Genomic DNA, 22629 nt, shown 5'->3' on the forward strand with positions numbered 1-22629 from the left:
GCTCCCGGCGAGGCCGGGGCGGGCCTGATTCGATGACACTCGCGCCTCAGCGGCGGTCGACGTCCACCACGTCCACCCGGACGGCACCGGAGGTGGACAGCGAACCGATGACGGTCCGCAGCGCGCGGGCGGTACGGCCGGAGCGGCCGATCACCCGGCCGAGGTCGCTGGGGTTCACCCGGACCTCGAGCAGGTCACCGCGACGCAGCGTTCGCGCCGTGACCTCGACGTCGTCGGGGTGGTCGACGATGCCGCGCACGAGGTGCTCGAGGGCATCGGCCAACATCAGGCCTGGGCCTCGGGCTCGTCGGCGCTCTCCTCGGCCGCGGGGGCCTCGGCAGCCTCGGCGGCCTTCGCCTCCTCGGCAGCCTTCGCCTCCTCGGCAGCCTTCTCGGCCTTCGCCTCGGACGCCTTGGCCTTGCGCAGCTCGGCCTCGTCCTCGGCGGCCTTGACCGCGGCGGCAGCCTCGGCGGCGCCCTCCTTGACCCGCAGGGTGCCCTCGGCGCCCGGGAGACCCTTGAAGGTCTGCCAGTCACCGGTGACCTTGAGCAGGGCGAGGACCTGCTCGGTCGGCTGGGCGCCGACACCGAGCCAGTACTGCGCGCGCTCGCGGTTGATCTCGATCAGGGAGGGTTCCTCGGTGGGGTGGTACTTCCCGATCTCCTCGATCACGCGGCCGTCGCGCTTGGTGCGCGAATCGGCCACGACAACACGGTAGAACGGCGTCCGGATCTTGCCGTGACGCTTCAAACGGATCTTGACGGCCACTGTGGTGGTCACTCCTGGTTCATGTGTGGGTGAGCCCGTTCGAGGGCGCCAGTGGGGCCGGCGCTGCGGATCGGGCTCGGGACACGCCGGCTGCTCGGTGAGAGGGCCGAACACCAGCGGGTACAGCGGGTCATTCTGCCAGACGCGCACGGGTGCGTTCCACCCGGCCACCCTGTGACATGACGACACCCGGGGTGAGATGCCTCACCCCGGGCGTTGTATGGCGACTCGGTCACGGGCGCAGCGTCACTGCCACCGGAACAGTTTCGCGGCCAGCGGGTACAGGACCGCGATGTAGGCGGCCATCACCACCATCTGCAGGGCCGGGAACTCCCCGGTGAACCAGGCCTCGCTGAGCGCCTGACTGAGCGCACCGAGCGGCGTGAACCGAGCGATCGCAGCAACCGCGTCCGGCATCAGCGGCCCGGGTGTCCACATGCCGGCGAAGAACAGCATCGGGAAGTAGATCAGCATCCCGATCCCGCCAGCCGCCGAGGCCTTCCGCACGAGCGCTCCGATCAACAGCCCGATTCCGGCGGTCGCCGCGGCTCCGAGGAGGAACGCGACCGCGGCCAGGGCCGGGTTCTGTGGTGCCGGGATCCCGAACGCGAGCGACCCGACCGTCAGCGCGAGCAGGCTGGCCGCCACGAGCGTGACGAGGTTGACGACGACCTGGGCGATCAACACACCCTGCGGGCGCATCGGTGTCGTCGAGATGCGCCGGAGGACGCCGAGCTCGCGTGCCGTGACGATCTGCGTCGGCAGTGTGCTCAGGGCGACCGTCGCGACCGCCAAGGACAGCGCGATCGGGATGTACAGGTGGATGGCCAGGTGGCCGTCCCAGGGCTGCCCCATCCCCTCGATCGGGTCCCGCATCCCGGGCAGCGCGTACCCGACGCCGACCACGAGCACGGCCGGGAACAGCAGTGCGAACACCACGCTGCCGGCTTCGCGAAGGAAGAGGCGGAACTCGGAGGCGATCAGGGCGCCGAGGCCGCGCATCCGGTGCGCTGCGGGCGTGGTGCGTACTGCGGTCGTGGCGCTCATGCTGCCAACTCCTCTTCTGCCGGGTGCCCGGTCACGTCCACGAAGACGTCCTCGAGCGTTCTGGTCATGGTGCGGATCTCGTCCGGGACGACGCCGGCCTCGGCGAGCGCGAGGATGACGGCGGGCAGCACATGGGTGGTGCCGGTCACCTCCACCTCGTCATCGACGATGGCGACCGTGTGGACGTCGGTGAGGGACTCGATCAGGTCGATCGGGTCCGCCGTGCTCTCGGGCAGCCGCATCCGGAACGTGCGTTCGTCGCTCCCGCCCCGGATCAGCTCCTTCGGGGAGCCGGCGGCCACGACCCGCCCCTCGTCGATCACGACGAGCCGGTCGCAGAGCCGCTCGGCCTCGTCCATGAAGTGTGTGACGAGGATGATCGTGACGCCGGAGTCCCGGACCCGCTCCACCAGGTCCCAGACGTCGCGCCGGGCCTGTGGGTCCAGGCCCGTGGTCAGCTCGTCCAGGACGGCGACCTGCGGATTGCCCACGAGCGCCAGGGCGATGGACAGTCGCTGCTTGAGACCCCCGGACAGCTTCGCGAACTGCTTGCCACGGTGCTCGGTGAGGCCGAGCATGCCGATCAGCACCTCGGGGTCCGCAGGGTCCGGGTAGAACGACGCGAACAGTTCGAGGGCCTCGATGACCGTGATCTTCGCGGGCAGGCGAGCCTCCTGCAGTTGCACGCCGAGCACGGCCCGAATGGCCTGGGGGTCCTTCCTGGGGTCGATGCCGAGCACGGACAGCGACCCGGCGTCGGCGCGGCGCAGGCCGGCCAGGGTCTCCACGGTGGTGGTCTTGCCGGCGCCGTTGCGGCCGAGGATCCCGAAGATCTCTCCCCGTTCGACGGCGAAGCTGACGTCCGCCACGGCGGTCTTGGTTCCGTAGGACTTCTGCAGGTTCTCGACCTGCACGACGATGCTCATGAAATCTCCAGTGGCTTGCGGATCGGAATGGTGCGGGCGAGGGCGTAGCTGGCCACGGCGGTGGCGGCCGTGGTCGCCGCGATCACGGCGACCGTGAGGGCGGCAGGGTCGAGGCCGCTCGCGATGATGGGTGGCAGGACGGTCAGTGGTAGCGCCGCGGTGGCCCAGACGCCCCACCGGTAGTAGGTCAGCCCGACGAGCAGACCGGAGAGGCCGCCGGCCAGGAACATGACGCAGTGGAACACCAGCGAGACTCCCCACGCCTCGGGGATCGGCGCGGCGGACGTGGCGGCGTGGGACCAGCCCTGGTCGAGGTAGATCCCGCGTTCGATGACCAGGACGGCGGTCATCGCGACGCCGTTGACCACTCCGATCACGACGTTGCTGATCACCGCCCCGATCACGAAGGACCGGCGGGTCAGCCCTGCCGCCACGTGCACGTTGATCGTGGCGCTCACCACGATCAGGGCGACGGAGAACGGGTACCAGATCCCGCCGTAGCGGATGGTCGACATGATCGAGAACGGCGGCTCTCCCAGCCGCCAGTCGAGCACGAGTGTCACCGCGGTTCCGGCGATCACGCAGACGGCCCAGAACCAGGCCAGGGATACCAGCGAGGCACGTGTCATCCGCCCGGCGGTGCGGGCCCACAGCGGTGCGGCGGAGGTCATCGGGACTCCTTCTCGGTGAGGTGGACGAACAGGTCCTGCACGCCGACGCCGCCGATGGCGACGCCCGCGGCACGGGCGGCATCAAGGGCCGCGCCGTCGAGGTCGCCGTACACGGTGACCTCCTTGGTGGGGCCGAGCGAGCGGCTCGCGACGACCCGCAGGCCCGTGGTGACGGCGTCGACCTGCGCGGCTGGGCCGGTGAGGGTGGCGCCGCGGGTGCGGAAGTCCTCCACCTCCTCGTTCAGCAGGAGCCGGCCCCCGTCGATGATGACCACGCCCGAGAACAGCCGTTCGATCTCGCTGATCAGGTGGCTGGACAGGATGATCGTGCGCGGGTGCTCGGCGTAGTCGGCCAGCAGCAGGTCGTAGAACCGGTACCGCGACGGCGCGTCCATGCCGAGGTACACCTCGTCGAACATCGTCAGCGGTGCCCGACCGGCGAGGCCGATCACCGCGCCGAACGCGGAGCGCTGACCCCGGGAGAACGTGCTGATCGGCTTCTTCCGGTTCAGCCCGAACGCGTCCACGAGCTCGTCCGCGAACGCCGCGTCCCACGTGGGGCGGGCCTGTTCGTAGTAGGACAGGCTCGCCGCGATCTTCTCGTTCGTCAGGACGTCGCCGCTCTCGCGGATCAGGCTGACGCCGGCCATGATGCGTTCGTTCTCGAACGGCTCGACGCCGTCGATGAGCACGGAACCCGCGGCCGGCCTGCGCATCGACGCGAGCACCGAGAGGGTGCTCGTCTTACCCGAGCCGTTGCGGCCGAGCAGGCCGTAGATGCCGTCCGGTTCGAGATCGAACGAGACGTTGTCGACGGCGATGGTGCGACCGTAGCGGACGGTCAGGTCGCGGACGGAGACGGCGTAGCCGCTCATCGCTGCTCTCCTTCAGTGGTGGTGTTGGTGGCGGTCAGGTCGGATTCGGCGCTGGAGCGCTCGATCCAGCGGGTCAGTTCCGAGGTGGTGATCCCCAGCACCCGGGCTTCGGCCAGGACCGGCTCGAGCAGTTCCTCAAGGAACGTCTCGCGGCGGGCCGCCCGCAGCTGGGCGGGCGCACCTTCGGCGACGAACATGCCGACTCCTCGCTGCTTGTAGAGCACGCCCTCGTCCACGAGCTGGGCGAAGGCCTTGGCCGCGGTGGCCGGGTTGATGCGGTACGTCGTCGCGTACTGGGTGGTCGACATCACCTGTTCTCCCTCCGCGAGATGTCCCGCGAGGATGTCGCCGCGGATCTGGTCCGCGATCTGGATGTAGATGGGTTCACGACCGTCGAACACGACTACCTCCGTTCTCTGGTTCATTACTCGACTAATGAACCATAGAACCGAAGAGGTGTCAAGAAGTGATCCGGCATGAGTCCCGACCAGCGCGCAGCCTCGTCGACCCAGTCGCCAACACCTCGAGTCAGCCGGAAACTCAGGACTACCTCGAGGCGTTGGCGACTGACTCGGCAGCCTTCGGCCGGCCGGCGCCCGAGCGAGGGCGGGCCGGTGGGCGCGAGGGGCGGGGCGGTGGGTGCGAGGGGCTGGGCGGTGGGTGCGAGGGGCTGGGGCGCGCCGGTGTGGGGAAAGCGGGCGGGTCAGCGCGGGAGCAGGTGCCCGGGGTCAGCGCGGGAGCAGGTGCCCGGGGTCAGCGCCGGAGCAGGTGCCCGGCGCGGATGACGGCGCTCGGGTGGGCGAGGACGGCGATGTCCTCGCGGGGGTCGGCCGGGTAGACGACCACGTCGGCCGGCGCACCGTCGGCGATGCCCGGGCGGCCGAGGTAGTCACGGGCGAGCCAGCTTGCCGCGGCCACCACCGCGGCGACCGGCAGGCCGGCCCGGACCAGTTCGGCGGCCTCGTCGGCGATCCGGCCGTGGCCGATGGTGCCGCCGGCGTCGGTGCCGAGGAACAGTCGCACCCCGGCGTCGTGGAGGTCGCGGACCTGGGCGTACCGCCGCGCGTACATGGCCCGCATCCGCGCCGCATAGCGCGGGTACTTCGCCTCGCCCTGGGCCGCGATCGCCTCGAACCGGTCGATCTGCAGCATGGTCGGCACCACCGCGACGCCCGCGGCGGCCGCACGCTCGATCTGGACAGGGGTCAGCCCGGTGCCGTGTTCGAGGCAGTCCACGCCCGCGTCCAGCAGCGGGTCGATGGTCTCGGTCGCGAACGTGTGCACCGTGACGCGCGCGCCGGCGTCGTGCGCGGCGGCGATGCCCGCGGTCACCACGTCCGCCGGCCAGAGCGGCTCGAGGTCGCTGTCGGCCCCGCGGGCCCGGTCGATCCAGTCCCCGACGATCTTGACCCAGCCATCGCCGAAGCGGGCCTGCTCGGCCATCGCGGCGGGCAGGTCCGCGACGTCGTCGAGCTCGGTCGCGTAGTGGCGCAGGTAACGCTTCGGCCGGGCGAGGTGGTGGCCGGCCCGGATCAGCTCCGGCGCGTCCACACGAGGGCGCGATCCCTCGGCGGAAGCCGGCGGTTGCGCCGCGGAGCCGCTCGCTCGCGACGGAGTCCGGGCAGGGGCATGCTGCAGCCAGCGGGAGTCGATCGGAGAGCCGGCGTCACGCACGAGCAGGGTCCCGGCGGCGAGGTCGGCCGCGGCCTGGGCCAGGGTGGACGCCTCGTCGACGGCGCCATCCGGCCCCAGCCCGAGGTGGCAGTGCATGTCCACCAGTCCCGGCAGCACCCACCCGGAGATGGTGACCTCCGCCGTCGGGCTCGAACCGGGCTCACCGAGGGTGAGCCGCCCGTCACGAACCCAGGCGCGCCCGTACTCGCGCTCGCCATCGGCGACGATCGTGCCGCTGAGCGCGATCACGTCGCCGGAGGAGGTCATGACGGCCGGGCGTCAGCGACCGAGGAACTTCTCGAAGCCCTTCGGCAGCTCGAGCGCCGAGGGATCCACCGTGGTCGGGTCCGCCGAGCCCATCCCGAACGCGGACCCTGCGGGCGCGTTCGCCGGGGCGGACGCACGCTCGGCGGCCTCCCGCTCCTGCTGCGCGCGCTTGGCGGGGTTCCCGGACTTGCCCTTCTTGCCACGCTTGGGCGGCGGGGCCATCCGGCCACGGGACTTCTTCCCGCCGCCGGGCATCCCACCCTGTCCAAACAGTCCGCCCATACCCCCCTGTCCAGGCAGACCGCCCTTCATCCCGCCCCGGGCCATCGAGCGCATCATCGTCTTCGCCTGCTCGAACCGGTCCAGGAGCCCGTTGATCTCGCTCACTGTGGAGCCGGACCCCTTGGCGATCCGGGACCGGCGGGAGCCGTTGATGATCTTCGGGTTCTGCCGCTCGGCCGGGGTCATGGACTGGACCATGGCCTCGACCCGCACGACCTCACGCTCGTCGAAGTTCTCCAGCTGCTCGCGCATCTGGCCCATGCCCGGCAGCATGCCGAGCATCTTCTTCATCGAGCCGAGCTGCTTCATCTGCTGCATGTAGCCGAGGAAGTCCTGCAGCGTGAAGTCGCCGTCGCCGGCGATCTTGTTCGCCATCTCCTCGGCCTGGCCCTCGTCGAAGGCCTTCTCGGCCTGCTCGATGAGGGTCAGGACGTCACCCATGTCGAGGATGCGCGAGGCCATCCGGTCCGGGTGGAAGCGCTCGAAGTCGGTGAGCTTCTCACCGGTCGACGCGAACAGCACCGGCTTGCCGGTGACGGTCCGGATGGACAGCGCCGCACCACCTCGGGCGTCGCCGTCGAGCTTGGAGAGCACCACCCCGGTGAAGCCGACGCCGTCCGCGAACGCCTGGGCGGTGGTGACCGCGTCCTGACCGATCATGGCGTCGACCACGAACAGGATCTCGTCCGGGTTCACGGCATCGCGGATGTCCGCGGCCTGCTGCATCAGCTCGGCGTCGACGCCGAGGCGGCCGGCGGTGTCCACGACCACGACGTCGTAGTACTTCTCCCGGGCATGCGCCACACCGCTGCGCGCGACCTCGATCGGGTTCCCGACCCCGTTGCCCGGCTCGGGCGCCCAGACGGGCACGCCGGCCTGGCCACCGACCACCTCCAGCTGGGTGACGGCGTTGGGTCGCTGCAGGTCCGAGGCCACCAGCAACGGGGTGTGGCCCTCCGCCTTCAGCCACTTCCCGAGCTTCCCGGCGAGCGTCGTCTTACCGGCACCCTGCAGACCGGCCAGCATGATCACGGTCGGCGGGTGCTTGGCGAAGGCCAGCTCGCGGCTCTCGCCACCGAGGATCTCGATGAGCTGCTCGTTGACGATCTTGACGATCTGCTGCGCCGGGTTCAGCGCCTGGGACACCTCGGCCGAGGTGGCCCGCTCGCGCACGGCGGAGGTGAACGCGCGGACCGCCGGGACGGCGACGTCGGCGTCGAGCAGGGCTCGGCGGATCTGCGAGACCGTGGTCTCGATGTCCGCTTCGGACAACCGCCCCTTGCCACGTAGCGACTTGAAGGTGGCGGAGAGCCGATCGGAGAGGCTGGCGAACACGCGGATTCCTTAAGCGAGTGGGCGGGACTACCTTCCAGGATATCTTCCCGGCGCCCGGCTTCGGCCCGCGGCCCCGGCCGCGGCCCGGCCGCGGTCTGCTGCGGTGCGGTCAGGGCCGGGGCGTCGCGGCCAGCTGCGCCAGCACCCGCGTGGTCAGGGTGTCCACGAGCTGCGCCCGCCAGGCCGTCCACGCCTTGGGGCCGGCGGCGCGGGCGTCGGCCTCGGTGAGCACTCGCAGCAGCCGCACCATGGCCGGGCGGTCCTCCATGGTGGTGGCCACGCGTGCGGCGACGGCGGGGTCCTCCAGATCCGCTCTGGTGGCGGTCTCGGCCAGCACCAGGTGGTGGCGCACCAGGAGCCCGACGTCGTGGCGGGTCTGCTCGGGCAGGCCGAGCCGTTCGAGGATCGGGCCGACGGTCCGCTCCCCCACCTCGCTGTGGTCCTGCGCTCCCGCGACCTTGCCGATGTCGTGGAACAGGGCGGCCCACAGGACGGTGTCGCGGTCGGCCGGGTCGCCGCCGCCGTCGAGCTCGCCGCGGCGGGTGGCACCGTGCACGTTCGCGACCGTCTGCACCAGGTGCCGGTCCACGGTGTAGATGTGCACCGGGCTGCGCTGCGGCCGGTTCCGGACGGCGGCCCACTCGGGGAACCACCGCGTGACCAAGCCGGCCAGGTCGAGCACCTCCCAGATCGGGATCTGGGCCTCGCCGCTGCGCAGCAGCGAGAGCAGGTGTTCGGTCGCCGACGCCGACCAGGGCGTCGGCAGGTCCACCGTCCGCTGCAGCGAGGCGATCGTCACCGGCGACAGCGGGAGCCTGGTGCGGGCGGCCATCGCCGCGGCGCGCAGCGCCAGTTCCGCGTCCACCTCGGGTCTCGCGTCGATGCCGAGGACGAGTTCGCCGTCGTGCTCCACAAGGTTGTCGGCCACGGTCCGCAGCCGGGGCGGCACCCGCCGCCCCCGGACGAGCGCTGGGCGCAGCCGCAGCGGGGGCCGCCGCAGGGCCTGCTTCGCGTGGCGCACCGTGGTGTCGAGGGAGTACGCGACCACCCGGGCGGAATGCGCGATCCCGGCGAGCAGTTCGTCGGCGTCCGCGTGGCCCAGCCGCGCCGCCACGTCGTCCTGGTGGACCCGCAGCAGCCGAAACGCGGGCCGGCCCGTGACCGACGCGAGCGCGTCGCGCACGTCGAGCAGGTGCTCATAGGCGCCGTCGACGTCCCCGTGCGGCCGGTCGGTCAGCCACGTCGCGGCGAGCGCCCAGGTCACGATGGCGTCCCGGATCCCCCCGCGGGCCTCCTTCAGATCCGGCTCGGTCAGATACGCGAGCTCGCCGTGTCGTTCGGCGCGGGCACGGGTCGAGTTCAGGAGCTCGGGCAGCCGGCGACGGGCCGCCGAGCGCCAGTCCGCGAGGACGGACGAGCGGGCCCGGTGCAGCACCCCTGCGTCACCGGCGAGGCAGCGCACGTCGAGGAGCCCGACGGCGGCCGGCAGGTCCGCGGACGCGACGTGTCGGCATTGGGCCAGGCTCCGTACCGAGTGGTCCAGATCCAGCCCGGAGTCCCAGATCGGGTACCAGAGCGCCTCGGCCAGGGCCGCGACCTGCTCGGGCGCGTGGGTCTGTCCGTCATGGACGAGCATGAGGTCGAGGTCGCTGGTGGGGCCGGCGTCGCGGCGCCCGTGGGAACCGACGGCGCTGAGCGCCACGCCGGTGCTCACGTCCACGCCGCTGCGCTCCGCGGCGTCGTGCCAGAGGTCGACCAGCGCGCCGTCGACGAGGTCGGCGAGCGCCTGTCGGTAGCGGGCGCCCGCGGGGCTGGTGGGGTGCTCGAGCCGAGCCCGGCGGAGGCCCCGCAACAAGGGCTGCGGGGCCTCCTCCTGCCCGGTTGGGGACGCGGACATCACGTCTACAGGGCGTCCGGCCCGCTGGCTCCGGTGCGGACCCGGATGACGTCCTCGACGGGGCTGACCCAGACCTTGCCGTCGCCGATCTTGCCGGACTGGGCCGCGTTGACCACGACCCCGGCGAGGGTGGTGGCGTCGCCGTCCTCGACGAGCACCTCGACGCGCACCTTCGGCACCAGGTCCACGGTGTACTCGGCACCGCGGTAGACCTCGGTGTGACCCTTCTGGCGGCCGTAGCCGCTGGCCTCGCTGACCGTCATGCCACGGACACCCGCGGCCTCGAGGGCGGACTTGACGTCGTCCAGCTTGTGCGGCTGGATCACTGCGGTGATGAGCTTCATGAGTTGATCTCCTCGTAGGCGGTCTCGGCGTGCTCGGCCAGGTCGATGCCCCGGACCTCATCCTCCTCCGGCACCCGCCAGCCCATGGTGGCCTTGATGGCGAGCCCGATGACGGCGGTGATGACTCCGGAGAAGATGATCGCGACCAGGGCGATGATGATCTGCACGGCGAGCTGGTTGAGGCCGCCGCCGAAGATGAGGCCCCCGTCGGTGGCGAAGACCCCGATCAGGACGGTGCCGACCAGCCCACCGACCAGGTGCACGCCGACCACGTCGAGCGAGTCGTCGTAGCCGAGCTTGTGCTTGAGTCCCACGGCCAGCGCGCACAGCACCCCGGCGATGGCGCCGAGCGCGATCGAGGTGACCGGGTTCAGCGCACCGGCGGCCGGCGTGATCGCGACCAGACCGGCGACGACCCCGGACGCGGCGCCCAGCGACGTGCCCTTGCCGTACTTGATGCGCTCGGTGAGCAGCCAGCCCAACATGGCGGCCGCCGTCGCCGACGTCGTGTTCACCCAGGCCAGGCCCGCGGTGCCGTCGGCGGTGAACGCCGAGCCCGCGTTGAAGCCGAACCAGCCGAACCAGAGCAGCGCCGCACCGAGCATCACCAGCGGCAGGTTGTGCGGACGCATCGGGTCCGTGCCGAAGCCCTTGCGCCTGCCGATGATCAGCGCGAGCACGAGGCCCGCCACACCGGCGTTGATGTGCACCACGGTGCCACCGGCGAAGTCGATCGGTGGCGCGATCCCGGCGAACGGTCCATCACCGGAGAGCAGCCCGCCGCCCCAGACCATGTGCGCCATCGGGAAGTAGGAGAGGGTGACCCAGAGGGCCACGAAGACCATCCAGGAGGAGAACTTGGTGCGGTCCGCGATCGCGCCGCTGATCAGGGCGGTCGTGATGATCGCGAACGTCACCTGGAAGGCGACGCCGACGATGGCCGGCACGCCGAAGCCATCGATGATGAACTCGCCGCTCTCGTCGTAGATCGTGCCGACCAGCCCGAACTGGTCGAACGGGTTCCCGAAGATTCCGCCGACGTCCGCTCCGTAGGACATCGACCAGCCCCAGAGCACGTAGATCACGCCGATGACGCCCATGGCGCCGAACGACATCATCATCATGTTCAGGACGGACTTGCTCCGCGTCATGCCGCCGTAGAACAACGCCAGGCCGGGTGTCATCAGGAGCACGAGGGACGCCGACGTCAGCATCCAGGCCGTGGCTCCGTAGTTGAGCTCTTCCATTCGCTCGCCTTTCCACACGCCGGCCGGGCGGCCGGTCTGTGGAGAAGACTCTTGGAGCGGCGTTTCACTGCCCCACCCCTGGTGTTACGGGCGTGTGACAGATTCCCGATCGATGTGAACGTCAGGTTTCGCGAGACCTTGATCCCGGATCCTGAGACGCCGACGAGGCTCCGGCAGGAGCGCCGGCGGGTCAGGCGACGAGCGCGTCGACGAAGCCCTTCGGGTCGAACGGCGCCAGGTCGTCCGGCCCCTCCCCCAGTCCGACGAACTTCACCGGCACCCCGAGCTCGCGCTGGACGGCCACCACGATGCCGCCCTTGGCGGTCCCGTCGAGCTTGGTCAGGACGATCCCGGTGACGTCGACGACGTCCGCGAACACCTGCGCCTGCCGCATCCCGTTCTGCCCGGTGGTCGCGTCCAGGACGAGCAGCACCTCGGCCACGGGTGCCTGGCGGGCGACGACCCGCTTGATCTTGCCGAGCTCGTCCATCAGTCCGGCCTTGTTCTGCAGGCGGCCGGCCGTGTCGATCAGGACCACGTCCACGCCGGCCTCGCGACCCGCCTTGACGGCGTCGAAGGCCACCGCGGCGGGGTCGGCGCCATCCCGGTCCGAGCGGACCACGGGCACGCCCACGCGCTCACCCCAGGTGGCGAGCTGGTCCGCGGCGGCGGCGCGAAAGGTGTCCGCCGCGCCGAGCAGCACGTCCCGGTCCTCGGCCACGAGCAGCCGGGCGAGCTTGCCGACCGTGGTGGTCTTCCCGGTGCCGTTGACGCCGACCATGAGGATGGTGGCGGGGTGCGGTTCGCCGTCGTCGCCGATCACGGGGCTGGCGGCCAGGCGGCGGTCCATGCCCGGGTCCACGAGGGTGAGCAGCTCCTCCCGGAGGACGTCGCGGACCTGCTCCGGATCGGTGGTGCCGAGCACCTTGACCCGGGTGCGCAGCGCCTGCATGAGCTCGTCGGTGGGACCGGCGCCGATGTCGGCGAGGAGCAGGGTCTCCTCGATCTCCTCCCAGTCCGCCTCGGAGATGTCCCCGCGGGAGAGCAGCCGCAGCAGCGTCGAGCCGAGCGCACCGGAGCGGGCCAGCCGCTCCCGGAGGCGGACCAGGCGGCCGGCGGCCGGCTCGGGGTGCTCGAGCGCGGGCGCCTCGGGTTCGGCCGGCTCGACGGCGGTGGGTTGCGCCGTCGTGTCCGTGTCCGCCTCGGGCGGGGCGACCGGACCGGCGGCAGCGTCGGCGTCCACCTCGAGCGTGGCGGTCCCCGAACGGGCACCGCCGCTGTCACCCGACCCCGGCGGCAGGTCGCGCGGCTTGCCGCCGCGCCCCCGGAACAGGGCGACGGCGCCGCCACCGATGACGACGACGGCCAGGACGAGGTAGATCCAGATGTCTTCGAGCACGACCTCAGTGTGGCCCACACCGCCGGTTCGGAGCCACTCCCGGCGTGGGGTCAGGCGTCAGCGGCCGGGGCGGGCCCGGTCCATGACCTCACGCAGGTCCACCGGGGTGTGGTAGGCCGGTCCGTCCTCGGCGAGATCGAGGATGTCGGCCACCGTCAGTGACCGCTGGGCATCGACGGCGGCCCGCTCCAGGAACTCCCCCTGGGCGGCGGGTTCGGTGCGGGTGCGAACGGACCGCAGCGACTCGCCGAGCCACGAGAACACACCCTCGGCCGGGACGTGCCGGCGCACGAGGACAGCCGCCACGACGACGGCGAGCAACACGCCGATGGCGACCACGACCACTGCATCCATCACCACGTGAGTATCACCCGCGCAGGGACCGGGTCGGTCCGGACTCGCCGAGTCGTCATCGGATCGTGACCATGACCTCACTCACTGGTCGCTGGATGTTCAGCCCACGTTCTCGTGCAGCCGCTGACTGATCAGGGTCGTGACGCCGTCGCCGCGCATGGTGACCCCGTACAGGGCGTCCGCGATCTCCATGGTGCGCTTCTGGTGGGTGACCACGATGAGCTGGGAGTCCTCCTGCAGCTCGCGGAAGATATCCAGCAGGCGGCCGAGGTTCACGTCGTCGAGCGCGGCCTCCACCTCGTCCATCACGTAGAACGGGCTCGGCCGGGCCTTGAAGATCGCGACCAGGAGGGCCACCGCGGTGAGCGAGCGCTCGCCACCGGAGAGCAGCGAGAGCCGCTTGACCTTCTTCCCGGGCGGGCGGGCCTCCACCTCGATGCCGGTGGTGAGCATGTTCTCCGGGTCGGTGAGGATGAGCCGGCCGTCCCCGCCGGGGAACAGCCGCGAGAAGACCCCCTCGAACTGTTCGGCCGTGTCCCGATAGGCCTCGGTGAACACCCGCTCGACCCGCTCGTCGATCTGCTTGACGATCTCCAGGAGGTCCGCGCGGGACTTCTTCAGGTCGTTCAGCTGCTCGGTGAGGAACCGGTGCCGCTCCTCGAGCGCGGCGTGCTCCTCGAGGGCGAGCGGGTTCACCCGCCCGAGCAGGGACAGCGCCCGCTCGGCCGAGCGCAGTCGCTTCTCCTGCTCCGCGCGTACGTACGGGCGCGGCTCGGGCACCTCGTCCTCGGGCGTGCCCGGTGCGGGCACGGCGGGCACCAGTTGGTCCGGCCCGTACTCGGCGACGAGCACCTGCGGGTCCAGCCCCAGCTCCTCGACGGCGCGCTGCTCGTACTGCTCGATCCGCAGCTTCTGCTGGGCCCGCGCCACCTCGTCGCGGTGCACCACGTCGGTGAGCTCGGAATACTGCTTGGACAGTTCGTCCAGGTCCGCCCGCACCGTGGTCAGCTCCGCATCCCGCTGGGCGCGGGCGTCCTCGGCCTGCTGCCGCTGGGTGTGGGCGAGGGCAAGGGATGACTCGATCTGCTCGAGCGCGCGGGCGGCACCGGCCCGGACGGCGGCCGCCACCCGGGACTGTTCGGCGCGGCGGCGGGCGCGCTGGGCGGCCACCTCACGCGCGTGCCGCTCCGCCTTCGCGGCCCGTTCGAGGGACTCGGCGCGACCGGAGATCGCCCGGACCCGCTCCTCCACGGTGCGCAGCACGAGCCGGGCGTCGGTCTCCTTCGCACGGGTGGCGGTCGCCGCGGCCGCGGTCGCGTCCCGCGCGGCGGTGGCGCCCTCCAGATCCGTCGCGGCCTGGTCCGGCTCGCGCTGGGCATGCTGGAGCCGTTCGGCGATCTCCGCCAGCTCGGCGGCGTACGTGGTCCGCTTGGCCTCGGCGGCCTCGATGGCCGGCCGGACCCGCTCGGCCTCGGCGGTGGCGGCCCGCAGCGCGGACCCATGCTGGCCGAGCTTCTCCGAGACCGCGGCGAGCTGCGCGTCGGAGTCGTGCAGCGCGGTCAGGGTGAGGTCCGCCTCGGCCTTCGCGTCCGCCTGCGCCTGCTTCGCCGGGCCGAGCGCGAACCGGGTCTGCTCGGCCCGGGCGATCGCGGCCGTGAGCTCGGTCTGTGCCTCCTCGCGGGCGGCGTGCACCTCGAGCACGCTCGGACCACCGGGGCTGCCGCCGCGGGCGTCGGTGTGGCTGAGCACGTCGCCGTCACTGGTGACCACGACGAGTCCGGCGCCGTCGGCCGCCGGGGCGCCGGCCAGGGCCGCCCGCGCCGAGCGCAGGTCCTCGACGACCACGACCCCGCGCAACAGCCGGGCCACGGTCGGCGCCATCGGACCCTCGACCCGAACGAGGTCACGCGCCCACCGACCACCGGCGGGCGCCTCGCCGAGCGAGCCGGCGCCGTCGGGCTCCGCCGCGATCGCCAGCCGGGCCTGCCCCGCGTCCTGCTCGCGAACGTGCCGGAGCGCGTCGACGGCGACCTCGACGGACTCGACGGCGGCCGCGTCGGCGAGCGGCCCGAGCGCCGCGGCGATCGCGTTCTCGAAACCGGGTTCGACGGTGAGCACGTCGGCGAGCGAGCCGAGCACACCCGGGACCGGGTTCCCCTCGAGCAGCGAGCCGGTGCCGTCCTTGCGGGCCAGGGACAGGTCGAGGGCATCGCGTCGCGCGGTCCAGGTGGCGCGGGCTCCCTCAGCCTCCCGCTCCGCCTCCTGCAGCTCGCGAACCTTCTCGGTGGCGGCCTCGAGCGTGGCGAGGGCAGCCTCGTGGGCCTCATCGAGGCCCTCCTCACCCTCCTGGGCGCCGACGGCCTGTTGTTCCAGGGCGGCGAACGCCTGCTGTGCGGTCTCGGCCCGCTCGACGGCGGAGTCCAGGTTCGCGCGCAGGCGTTGCAGTTCCGCCTCGGTCGCCTCGAGGCGGCTGCGCCGGGCGCCGACCTGGCCGGTGAGTTGAGCGAGGCCCTCCCGGCGGTCCGCGACGCCGCGGTGAACGGCCGCGAGCGCCCGTTCGCCCTCGGCCGCCTTCTCCTCCGCGAACCGGCGTTCGGTGGTCGCGGCCTCGAGGTCTGCGCGCGCTTTGCCGATCTCGGTGTCCAGATCCGCCTCGGCCTGCCGGGCCCGGCGGGCCTGGGCGTCGAGATCGTCCGGGTCCCGGCGGGACTGCTCGGACTCGACAGGTCCGCCGAGGAGGCGGCAGCGCTCGGCGGCGAGCGTGTGCGTGCCGCGCAACCGCTCGCGCAGGCTGGACAGCCGGTACCACTGCTCGGTGGCGTCGGACAGGTGCGGGGCGGCGGCGGCCGCGGCGGCCTCCAGGTCCGTGAGCCGGGCCCGAGCCTGCTGCTGCGCGGTCTCCACCTCGGCCCGCTTGGCCCGCAGCGCGGTCTCGTCGGCGACCTCCTGCGCGAGGGTGGAGGTGAGCTGGACGAGGTCGTCGGCGAGCAGGCGGGCGCGGGCGTCGCGCAGGTCCACCTGGACCACCTGGGCCCGGCGGGCCACGTCGGCCTGCTTCGCCAGCGGTCCGAGCTGACGGCGGATCTCGGTGGAGAGGTCGCTCACCCGGGCCAGGTTCGCGGCCATCGCCTCGAGCTTGCGGAGCGCCTTCTCCTTGCGCTTGCGGTGCTTGAGGACCCCAGCCGCCTCCTCGATGAAGCCGCGGCGCTCCTCGGGGCTGGCGGAGAGCACGGAGTCGAGGCGGCCCTGCCCGACGATCACGTGCATCTCGCGGCCGAGGCCGGAGTCGGAGAGCAGGTCCTGGATGTCCAGGAGCCGGCAGCTCGATCCGTTGATGGCGTACTCGGAGCCGCCGTTGCGGAACAGGGTCCGCGAGATGGTGACCTCGGAGTACTCGATCGGCAGGGCGCCGTCGGCGTTGTCGATGGTCAGGGACACCTCGGCGCGGCCCAGCGGCGGACGGGAGGAGGTGCCGGCGAAGATGACGTCCGCCATGTTGCCGCCCCGCAGGGTCTTCGCGCCCTGCTCCCCCATCACCCAGGACAGGGCGTCCACCACATTGGACTTGCCCGAACCGTTGGGCCCGACCACGCAGGTGATGCCGGGTTCGAGGTGGAGCGTGGTCGCCGACGCGAAGGACTTGAATCCTCGCAGGGTCAGCGTCTTCAGGTGCACCCCCGCAGCCTAGCGCCGGGGCCGGCCCGCGCCGTGGAGGCGCCCCCTAGACCCCGGGGCAGCCGACGCCCTAGAGTCGAGTTCGTCCGGACATATGGACATACCACGGTCGGGGAGGACCGAAACGCACCATGCGTCACCAGGGGAACCCACAGGGGCGGCATCGTCATGCCGACGCGGGATTCGCCCGTCACCGAACGACATCATCCACGTCCGTCCCACGATGCGCGCGCCTCGTGGTCGATTCCCGGAGGATCCAGCATGAGAAGGAAGTTGGCAGCGATCATCGCCGGCACGGCCACGGCGGCCCTGTTGCTCGGCGCCTGTGGCAACGACGGCTCGGACGATCCGACCGACGGCGGTAGCGAGGGCAGTGACGGCCCGGTCACCCTCACCATCACCCTGAACGCCATCGCGGGCGGCAAGAACGCCGCCGAGGCGGCCTGGATCGAGGACTGGGTGATCCCGGAGTTCGAGGCGGCCATGGCCGCCGACGGCACGGACGTCACCGTGGTGTTCGAGCCGCAGGGCGTCGACGACGAGGACTACAAGACGAAGATCTCGCTCGACCTGCAGTCCGGCGGCGGCGCCGACATCATCGGCATGGACGGGATCTGGGTCGGCGAGTTCGCCGAGGCCGGCTACATCCAGCCGCTCAGCGCCGTCGGCGGCTCGGCCGTGGAGGAGTGGGAGGGCTGGGACCAGATCTCCGACGCGGTGCAGAACGCCCTCTCCTTCAACGGCGAGCGGTACGGCATCCCCCAGGGTGCGGACGGGCGGGTGCTCTACTTCAACAAGGACCTGTTCGCCGCGGCCGGGCTGCCCGAGGACTGGCAGCCGACCAGCTGGGAGGAGGTGCTCGACGCGGGCCGGGCGCTGGCGGAGTCGGGCGTGGCGATCCCGCTGCAGATCAACGCGGGCACGGCCATGGGCGAGGCCACCACCATGCAGGGGCTGCTGCCGTTGCTGGTCGGCACCGGGGCCGAGGTGTACCGCGACGACCAGTGGATCGGCGGCACCGACGAACTGCGCGACGTGCTCGAGTTCTACCGCACGATCTACGTCGACGAGCAGCTCGGTGACGCCGTGCTCCAGCAGGAGGCCGCGGGCCGGGACACCTCGTTCGCACAGTTCGCCGCCGGGGAGATCGGGATCCTGCTCGAGGGCGACTACTTCTGGCGCTCGGTGATCAACCCGGCCGAGGGCGTCGGGACCGCACCGATGACGAACCGCGACGAGGTCGTCGGGTACACGCGGATCCCGGCGCAGGAGCCGGGCAGCGGTATCAACGGGCAGGACTTCGTGTCGATGTCCGGTGGGACCGGTCGGGTGCTGAACCCGAACAGCGACAACCCCGAGCTCGCCTGGGAGCTGCTCGCGTTCATGAACTCCGCGGAGGCCTACGAGGCCCGCGCCGTGGACGGGCTGAACATCACCCCGCGCGCGGACGTCAACGCCGAGCTGCTCGCCAGCGACCCGATGCTGACGTTCGTCAGCGACGAGGTGCTGCCGATCACGGCCTACCGGCCCGGCCTGGCCGCCTACCCGGAGGTCTCGCTGGCACTGCAGGAGGCCACCGAGGCCGTGGTGGCCGGAGACCCGGTGGACGACGCGCTCGCGAACTACGCGGACGCCGTCGCCGGGATCGTCGGGGAGGAGAACGTCGACAATGGCTGACGCTCACCACCGAGGCCGACACCGGCCGGCGCGGTGAGCGCGATCGACGCGGCGGCGGGGCCACGGCTCCGCCGCCGCGGCCGGCGCGCGGACGACGTCGCCGGGCTCGGGCGGGTGCGCGCCGGCGTGTTCGTGGCGCCGGCACTGGCCCTGATCGGCCTGTTCCTGGTCTTCCCGGCGGTCTGGACCATCTATCTGGGCATGACGAACTACCGGCTCACCGGCCTCGCGGCGGCGAACCCGGAGTTCGTGGGTCTGGACAACTTCGCCAGCGCACTCACCGACGACGCGTTCTGGCACTCGCTCTGGCTGACCCTGATCTTCGTGCTGGTCTCCGGGGTGATCGGGCAGACCCTGCTCGGGTTCTCGATCGCGTGGGCGCTGCGGCACGTGCGCGGGTGGGCGAAGTCGGTCATCGAGACGTTGGTGCTCGCCGCCTGGGTGGTCCCGGCGTCGGTCGCGTCGTTCCTGTGGCTGGCACTGCTCGACCGGCGTACCGGCACGCTGAACGCGCTGCTCGGCACCGAGGGCACCGCCTGGCTGATCGAGTACCCGATGGTCAGCATCATCGTGTTCAACGTGTGGGTGGGCACGGCGTTCTCGATGCTGCTGTTCTCCTCCGCGCTCGCCGCGGTGCCGCCCTCGCAGATGGAGAGCGCCCGGATGGTCGGCGCCGGCTCCTGGCAGCAGCTGCGGGACGTGGTGCTGCCGAACATCCGTGGGCACATCCTGACGAACACGCTGCTCATCACGTTGTGGACGTTCAACACGTTCACGCCGTACCTGCTCACCGCAGGTGGCCCGCGCGACGAGTCCTCGATCCTCGCGGTCTACATCTACACGACCGCGATCCCCGGCGGGCAGCTGGGCATGGGCGCCGCGATCTCGCTGATCATGCTGGGCATCAACCTCGTCATCGCGCTCGGCTACCTGCGCGTGGCCCGGGCCGCCTCGGGAGGTTCGAAGTGACCGGCGAGCCCCTGCTGCCGCAGGCGGCCGACGCGCCGGGTCCCCGCACGGCCGCTCCCCCACCGTCGCTGGGCCGCCGGATGGTGCGGCACTACCTGTCCCGGGTGCTGTTCGTGGTGGCGATGGGCCTGGTGCTCGCGTTCTTCGCGCTGCCGATGCTGTGGCTGGTGACCGCCCCGTTCGACGCCGATCCGTCCCTCACGGTCGGCTGGCCGGACTGGACCCTGGCGAACTTCGCCCGGATCGCCGAGAACCGGTATGCCCTCGGTTCGCTGCGGAACTCGCTCGTCCTCGGCCTGGGCACCATGGCTCTGGTACTCACCCTCGGCTCGCTCGCCGCGTACGCGCTGTCCCGGGTCCGGATCCCGGGCCGGGACGGGCTGCTGTACGCGCTGCTGCTGCTCTCCTCGATCGTCACCGGCACCGCGGCGATGGTGCCGACGTTCCAGCTGATCACCCAGATCGGGCTGATCAACACCCAGATCGGGGTGATCCTCGTGCTCGCCGGCGGCGTGCTGCCGACCGTCATCTTCATCCTCAAGGACTTCATGGACTCGATCCCGAAGTCCTACGAGGAGTCCGCCCGACTGTACGGGGCGAGCCCGCTGCAGATCCTGACCCATGTGGTGGTGCCGACGGCGCGCCCGGGGCTGGCGTTCGTGGCGGTGTGGACCGTGGTTCAGGTCTGGGGCAACTTCCTGGTGCCGTTCCTGCTGTTGCGGACCCCGGAGTCCCAGCCGGCGGCCGTGCTGATGTACACCTTCTACACCGAGGGCGGGCAGCCTGACCTGCGCCTGCTCTCGGCCTTCTCGCTCGTGTTCTCCGTCCCGGTGATCGCGATGTACTTCCTCGTCAACCGCCGGTACGGATTCCGGTTCCACGGAGGGATCAAGTCCTGATGGCAGTCATCACCACCACCGCTCTGGTCAAGGAGTACCCGGGCGGCGTCCGCGGGGTCGACGGCGTCGACGTCACCATCGCCGACGGCGAGTTCTTCGCACTGCTCGGCCCATCCGGCTGCGGCAAGACCACCCTGCTCCGCTCGATCGCGGGTCTCGAGTCGATCACCGAGGGCGCCCTCCAGATCGGCGACCGGGACGTCACCGACCTCGAGCCCGGTGAGCGGGGCGTGGCCATGGTGTTCCAGGACTACGCGCTCTTCCCGCACATGGACGTCGCGGACAACATCGCCTACCCCCTGAAGATCAAGAGGGTCGGCAAGGGGCCCCGCCGCCAGACGGCCACCGAGGTGGGCGACGGGCTGTCGCTGGACGGGCTGATGCAGCGACGCCCGGCTCAGCTCTCCGGCGGACAGCAGCAACGGGTCGCGCTCGCCCGGGCCGTCGCCACCCGCCCGGAGGTGCTGCTCCTGGACGAGCCCCTGTCCAACCTGGACGCCCGGTTGCGCCTCGAGGCACGCACCTTCCTGAAGGAGCTCCAGCGCGAGCTCGGCGTCACCACGGTGTTCGTGACCCACGACCAGGCGGAGGCGCTCGCCCTCGCCGACCGGATCGCGGTCATGAAGGCTGGCCGCCTGCAACAGGTGGGCACGCCACGGGAGGTGTTCTCCCGCCCGGTGAACACGTTCGTCGCGGGGTTCATCGGGTCCACGCCGATGAACCTCGTCGAGTCCGAGACGGCCGACGGCGCGGTCCGGGTCGCCGGAGCACCGGTGCCGCTGCCGGCCGGCGCGCAGGGCCGGGTCGGCGACGGCGCCAAGGTGGTCTGGGGCGCACGTCCGGAGTACCTGAAATGGTCGACCACCCCGGTCGAGGGCGGCATCGAGGCCGAGGTGAGCGTGATCGAGAACCTCGGCGCGTCGGTGCTGGTCTCGGCGCACCGCGGCGAGACCCGGCTGCAGCTCGTCCTGGACGAGGATGACGAGCCGGCACCCGGTGACCGGGGCTGGGTCCTGCCCACGCCCCGCCGTAGCCTGCTGTTCGACTCCGAGACCACCGACCTGATCGGCTGAGCATGACCCTCACCCACCGGCTGCACGTGACCATCGACGACCAGATCGAGAACCGGTACCTGCCGGTCGCCTTCGAGGTGCCGCCGGGGTCGGACTCGGTGGAGGTCCGGTTGTCCTACGACACCTCCGCCGGCGTGCTGGACCTCGGCTGCGAGGGCCCGGCCGGGTGGCGCGGCTGGTCCGGCGGCGCACGCACCCGGTTCGTGATCACGCCCACCGCGGCCACGCCCGGGTACCTGCCCGGCGAGCTCGAGGCCGGCACGTGGCACGTGATCCTCGGCCTGCACCAGCTGCCCGGCGTGGGGCTGGACGTCGTGCTCGAGGTCGACGTCCCCGCGACCGGTGCCGTCGAGACCGAACCGGCCGCCGCCGTCGGGCAGGGCGCACCGCGCGGGTCCACCCGAGACCTACCCGCACCGGACGGCCTGACCTGGTTCGCGGGCGACTTCCACGCCCACACCCTGCACTCCGACGGCGCGGAGAGCATCGACCAGCTCGCCGCCCGGGCGGCCGCCGCGGGGCTCGACTTCCTCGCGGTCACCGACCACAACACGACCAGCCACCACCCACATCTGCCCGGCGCCGGCGCCCGGCACTCGGTCAACCTGCTCCCGGGCCAGGAGGTCACCACCGCGCGCGGGCATGCGAACGCGTTCGGGGACATCGGCTGGATCGACTTCCGCGAGAGCGCGCAGCGGTGGGTGCACGAGGTCGCCGCCCGCGGTGGGGTGCTCTCGGTGAACCACGCCGTCGACGGCGACTGCGCCTGGCAGCACCCGCTCACCACCCTGCCGCGGGCCCTGGAACTGTGGCACATCTCGTGGTTCCGGGATCTGACCGCCTCATTCCCGTGGGCGTTCTGGGCGCGCTGGGGCGAGGTGGTTCCGATCGGCGGCTCGGACTTCCACAAGCCCGGCCAGGGCTGGACGCTCGGCACGCCGACCACATGGGTGGCCGCGCAGGAGAACACGCCGGAGTCGATCCTCGCGGGCGTGCAGGCCGGCCGGACCTCGATCAGCGTCGGGGTGCGCCCGGACGCCACACCGGACCCGCTGCACACCCCGATGCTGCTGCGACTCGGTGAGGACCTGGTCGCGCTGGCGGCCGAGGGTTCCGTGCTCGTGGACATCGACGGGGCCCGACGGCGGATCACCGGTCCGTCGGTCACGGTCGCCTCATCCTGGGGTACCGGGCCGTACCGCCTCGAGGACCCCGACCGGCGGGTGCTGGCGATCTGCGCCTGAGCGTCG

20 protein-coding genes are annotated in these 22629 nt (G+C 71.7%); 5 read left to right on the forward strand and 15 right to left on the reverse strand.

Annotation, left to right across the window (positions count from 1 at the left end; all coding sequences use genetic code 11):
* Window positions 1-46: 46 nt before the first annotated feature.
* The 15 genes from KCQ71_RS07500 to smc all read right to left on the reverse strand — a co-directional run bounded on the left by KCQ71_RS07500 (window position 47) and on the right by smc (window position 16761).
* On the reverse strand, window positions 47-286 hold the full coding sequence (locus tag KCQ71_RS07500) for an RNA-binding protein (protein WP_223404424.1): 240 nt from the start codon (window positions 284-286) through the stop codon (window positions 47-49).
* Entirely contained in the window at window positions 286-768 is a 483-nt protein-coding gene (gene rpsP / locus KCQ71_RS07505; protein ID WP_223404629.1) for a 30S ribosomal protein S16, read from the reverse strand. The genes KCQ71_RS07500 and rpsP overlap by 1 nt, the downstream gene beginning before the upstream one ends.
* 246 nt (window positions 769-1014) lie before the next feature.
* On the reverse strand, window positions 1015-1815 hold the full coding sequence (locus KCQ71_RS07510) for an ABC transporter permease (protein ID WP_223404426.1): 801 nt from the start codon (window positions 1813-1815) through the stop codon (window positions 1015-1017).
* Complete coding sequence (locus KCQ71_RS07515) at window positions 1812-2741, reverse strand: ABC transporter ATP-binding protein (protein WP_223404428.1); 930 nt, start codon at window positions 2739-2741, stop codon at window positions 1812-1814. The genes KCQ71_RS07510 and KCQ71_RS07515 overlap by 4 nt, the downstream gene beginning before the upstream one ends.
* Complete coding sequence (locus KCQ71_RS07520; RefSeq protein WP_223404430.1) at window positions 2738-3412, reverse strand: hypothetical protein; 675 nt, start codon at window positions 3410-3412, stop codon at window positions 2738-2740. Before KCQ71_RS07520 ends, KCQ71_RS07515 begins: the two co-directional genes overlap by 4 nt.
* A complete protein-coding gene (locus tag KCQ71_RS07525) occupies window positions 3409-4287 on the reverse strand; it encodes an ATP-binding cassette domain-containing protein (RefSeq protein ID WP_223404432.1) in 879 nt (292 codons plus the stop codon). Before KCQ71_RS07525 ends, KCQ71_RS07520 begins: the two co-directional genes overlap by 4 nt.
* On the reverse strand, window positions 4284-4688 hold the full coding sequence (locus KCQ71_RS07530) for a GntR family transcriptional regulator (RefSeq protein WP_223404631.1): 405 nt from the start codon (window positions 4686-4688) through the stop codon (window positions 4284-4286). The genes KCQ71_RS07525 and KCQ71_RS07530 overlap by 4 nt, the downstream gene beginning before the upstream one ends.
* Window positions 4689-5040: 352 nt before the next feature.
* Entirely contained in the window at window positions 5041-6228 is a 1188-nt protein-coding gene (locus KCQ71_RS07535; protein ID WP_223404434.1) for an amidohydrolase family protein, read from the reverse strand.
* A 12-nt stretch (window positions 6229-6240) separates the two neighbouring features.
* Window positions 6241-7845: a signal recognition particle protein gene (ffh, locus tag KCQ71_RS07540; RefSeq protein ID WP_223404436.1), complete on the reverse strand. Its 1605-nt coding sequence runs from the start codon at window positions 7843-7845 to the stop codon at window positions 6241-6243.
* A 109-nt stretch (window positions 7846-7954) separates the two neighbouring features.
* Window positions 7955-9742 carry a [protein-PII] uridylyltransferase family protein gene (locus KCQ71_RS07545; protein ID WP_223404438.1) on the reverse strand — a complete coding sequence of 596 codons (1788 nt, stop codon included), beginning with the start codon at window positions 9740-9742 and terminating at the stop codon, window positions 7955-7957.
* 5 nt (window positions 9743-9747) lie between these two features.
* On the reverse strand, window positions 9748-10086 hold the full coding sequence (locus tag KCQ71_RS07550) for a P-II family nitrogen regulator (protein WP_154793537.1): 339 nt from the start codon (window positions 10084-10086) through the stop codon (window positions 9748-9750).
* Window positions 10083-11333: an ammonium transporter gene (locus tag KCQ71_RS07555; protein ID WP_223404440.1), complete on the reverse strand. Its 1251-nt coding sequence runs from the start codon at window positions 11331-11333 to the stop codon at window positions 10083-10085. Before KCQ71_RS07555 ends, KCQ71_RS07550 begins: the two co-directional genes overlap by 4 nt.
* Window positions 11334-11523: 190 nt before the next feature.
* Window positions 11524-12732, reverse strand: coding sequence for a signal recognition particle-docking protein FtsY (gene ftsY, locus KCQ71_RS07560; RefSeq protein ID WP_223404442.1), 1209 nt, complete (start codon window positions 12730-12732; stop codon window positions 11524-11526).
* 57 nt (window positions 12733-12789) lie between these two features.
* Complete coding sequence (locus KCQ71_RS07565; protein ID WP_223404444.1) at window positions 12790-13086, reverse strand: hypothetical protein; 297 nt, start codon at window positions 13084-13086, stop codon at window positions 12790-12792.
* A 99-nt stretch (window positions 13087-13185) separates the two neighbouring features.
* Window positions 13186-16761 carry a chromosome segregation protein SMC gene (gene smc / locus KCQ71_RS07570; protein WP_223404446.1) on the reverse strand — a complete coding sequence of 1192 codons (3576 nt, stop codon included), beginning with the start codon at window positions 16759-16761 and terminating at the stop codon, window positions 13186-13188.
* A 261-nt stretch (window positions 16762-17022) separates the two neighbouring features.
* On the opposite strand from smc, the gene KCQ71_RS07575 reads away from it, so the two are divergent.
* The 5 genes from KCQ71_RS07575 to KCQ71_RS07595 are packed head-to-tail and all read left to right on the forward strand — an operon-like array spanning window position 17023 to window position 22623.
* Window positions 17023-18438, forward strand: a complete 1416-nt coding sequence (locus KCQ71_RS07575; RefSeq protein WP_223404448.1) for an extracellular solute-binding protein — start codon at window positions 17023-17025, stop codon at window positions 18436-18438.
* 33 nt (window positions 18439-18471) lie between these two features.
* Entirely contained in the window at window positions 18472-19407 is a 936-nt protein-coding gene (locus KCQ71_RS07580) for a carbohydrate ABC transporter permease (protein ID WP_223404450.1), read from the forward strand.
* Complete coding sequence (locus KCQ71_RS07585; RefSeq protein WP_223404452.1) at window positions 19404-20306, forward strand: carbohydrate ABC transporter permease; 903 nt, start codon at window positions 19404-19406, stop codon at window positions 20304-20306. The genes KCQ71_RS07580 and KCQ71_RS07585 overlap by 4 nt, the downstream gene beginning before the upstream one ends.
* Window positions 20306-21379 (forward strand): ABC transporter ATP-binding protein, encoded by a 1074-nt coding sequence (locus tag KCQ71_RS07590; protein WP_223404454.1) that lies wholly within the window; start codon window positions 20306-20308, stop codon window positions 21377-21379. The genes KCQ71_RS07585 and KCQ71_RS07590 overlap by 1 nt, the downstream gene beginning before the upstream one ends.
* Window positions 21380-21381: 2 nt before the next feature.
* The gene (locus KCQ71_RS07595) at window positions 21382-22623 is read left to right on the forward strand and encodes a CehA/McbA family metallohydrolase (RefSeq protein ID WP_223404455.1); all 1242 of its coding nucleotides are present in this window, start codon (window positions 21382-21384) and stop codon (window positions 22621-22623) included.
* The last annotated feature ends 6 nt before the right edge of the window (window positions 22624-22629 follow it).

Origin of the sequence: Occultella gossypii, from assembly GCF_019947135.1 — a bacterium.
Classification (GTDB): Bacteria; Actinomycetota; Actinomycetes; order Actinomycetales; family Beutenbergiaceae; genus Occultella; species Occultella gossypii.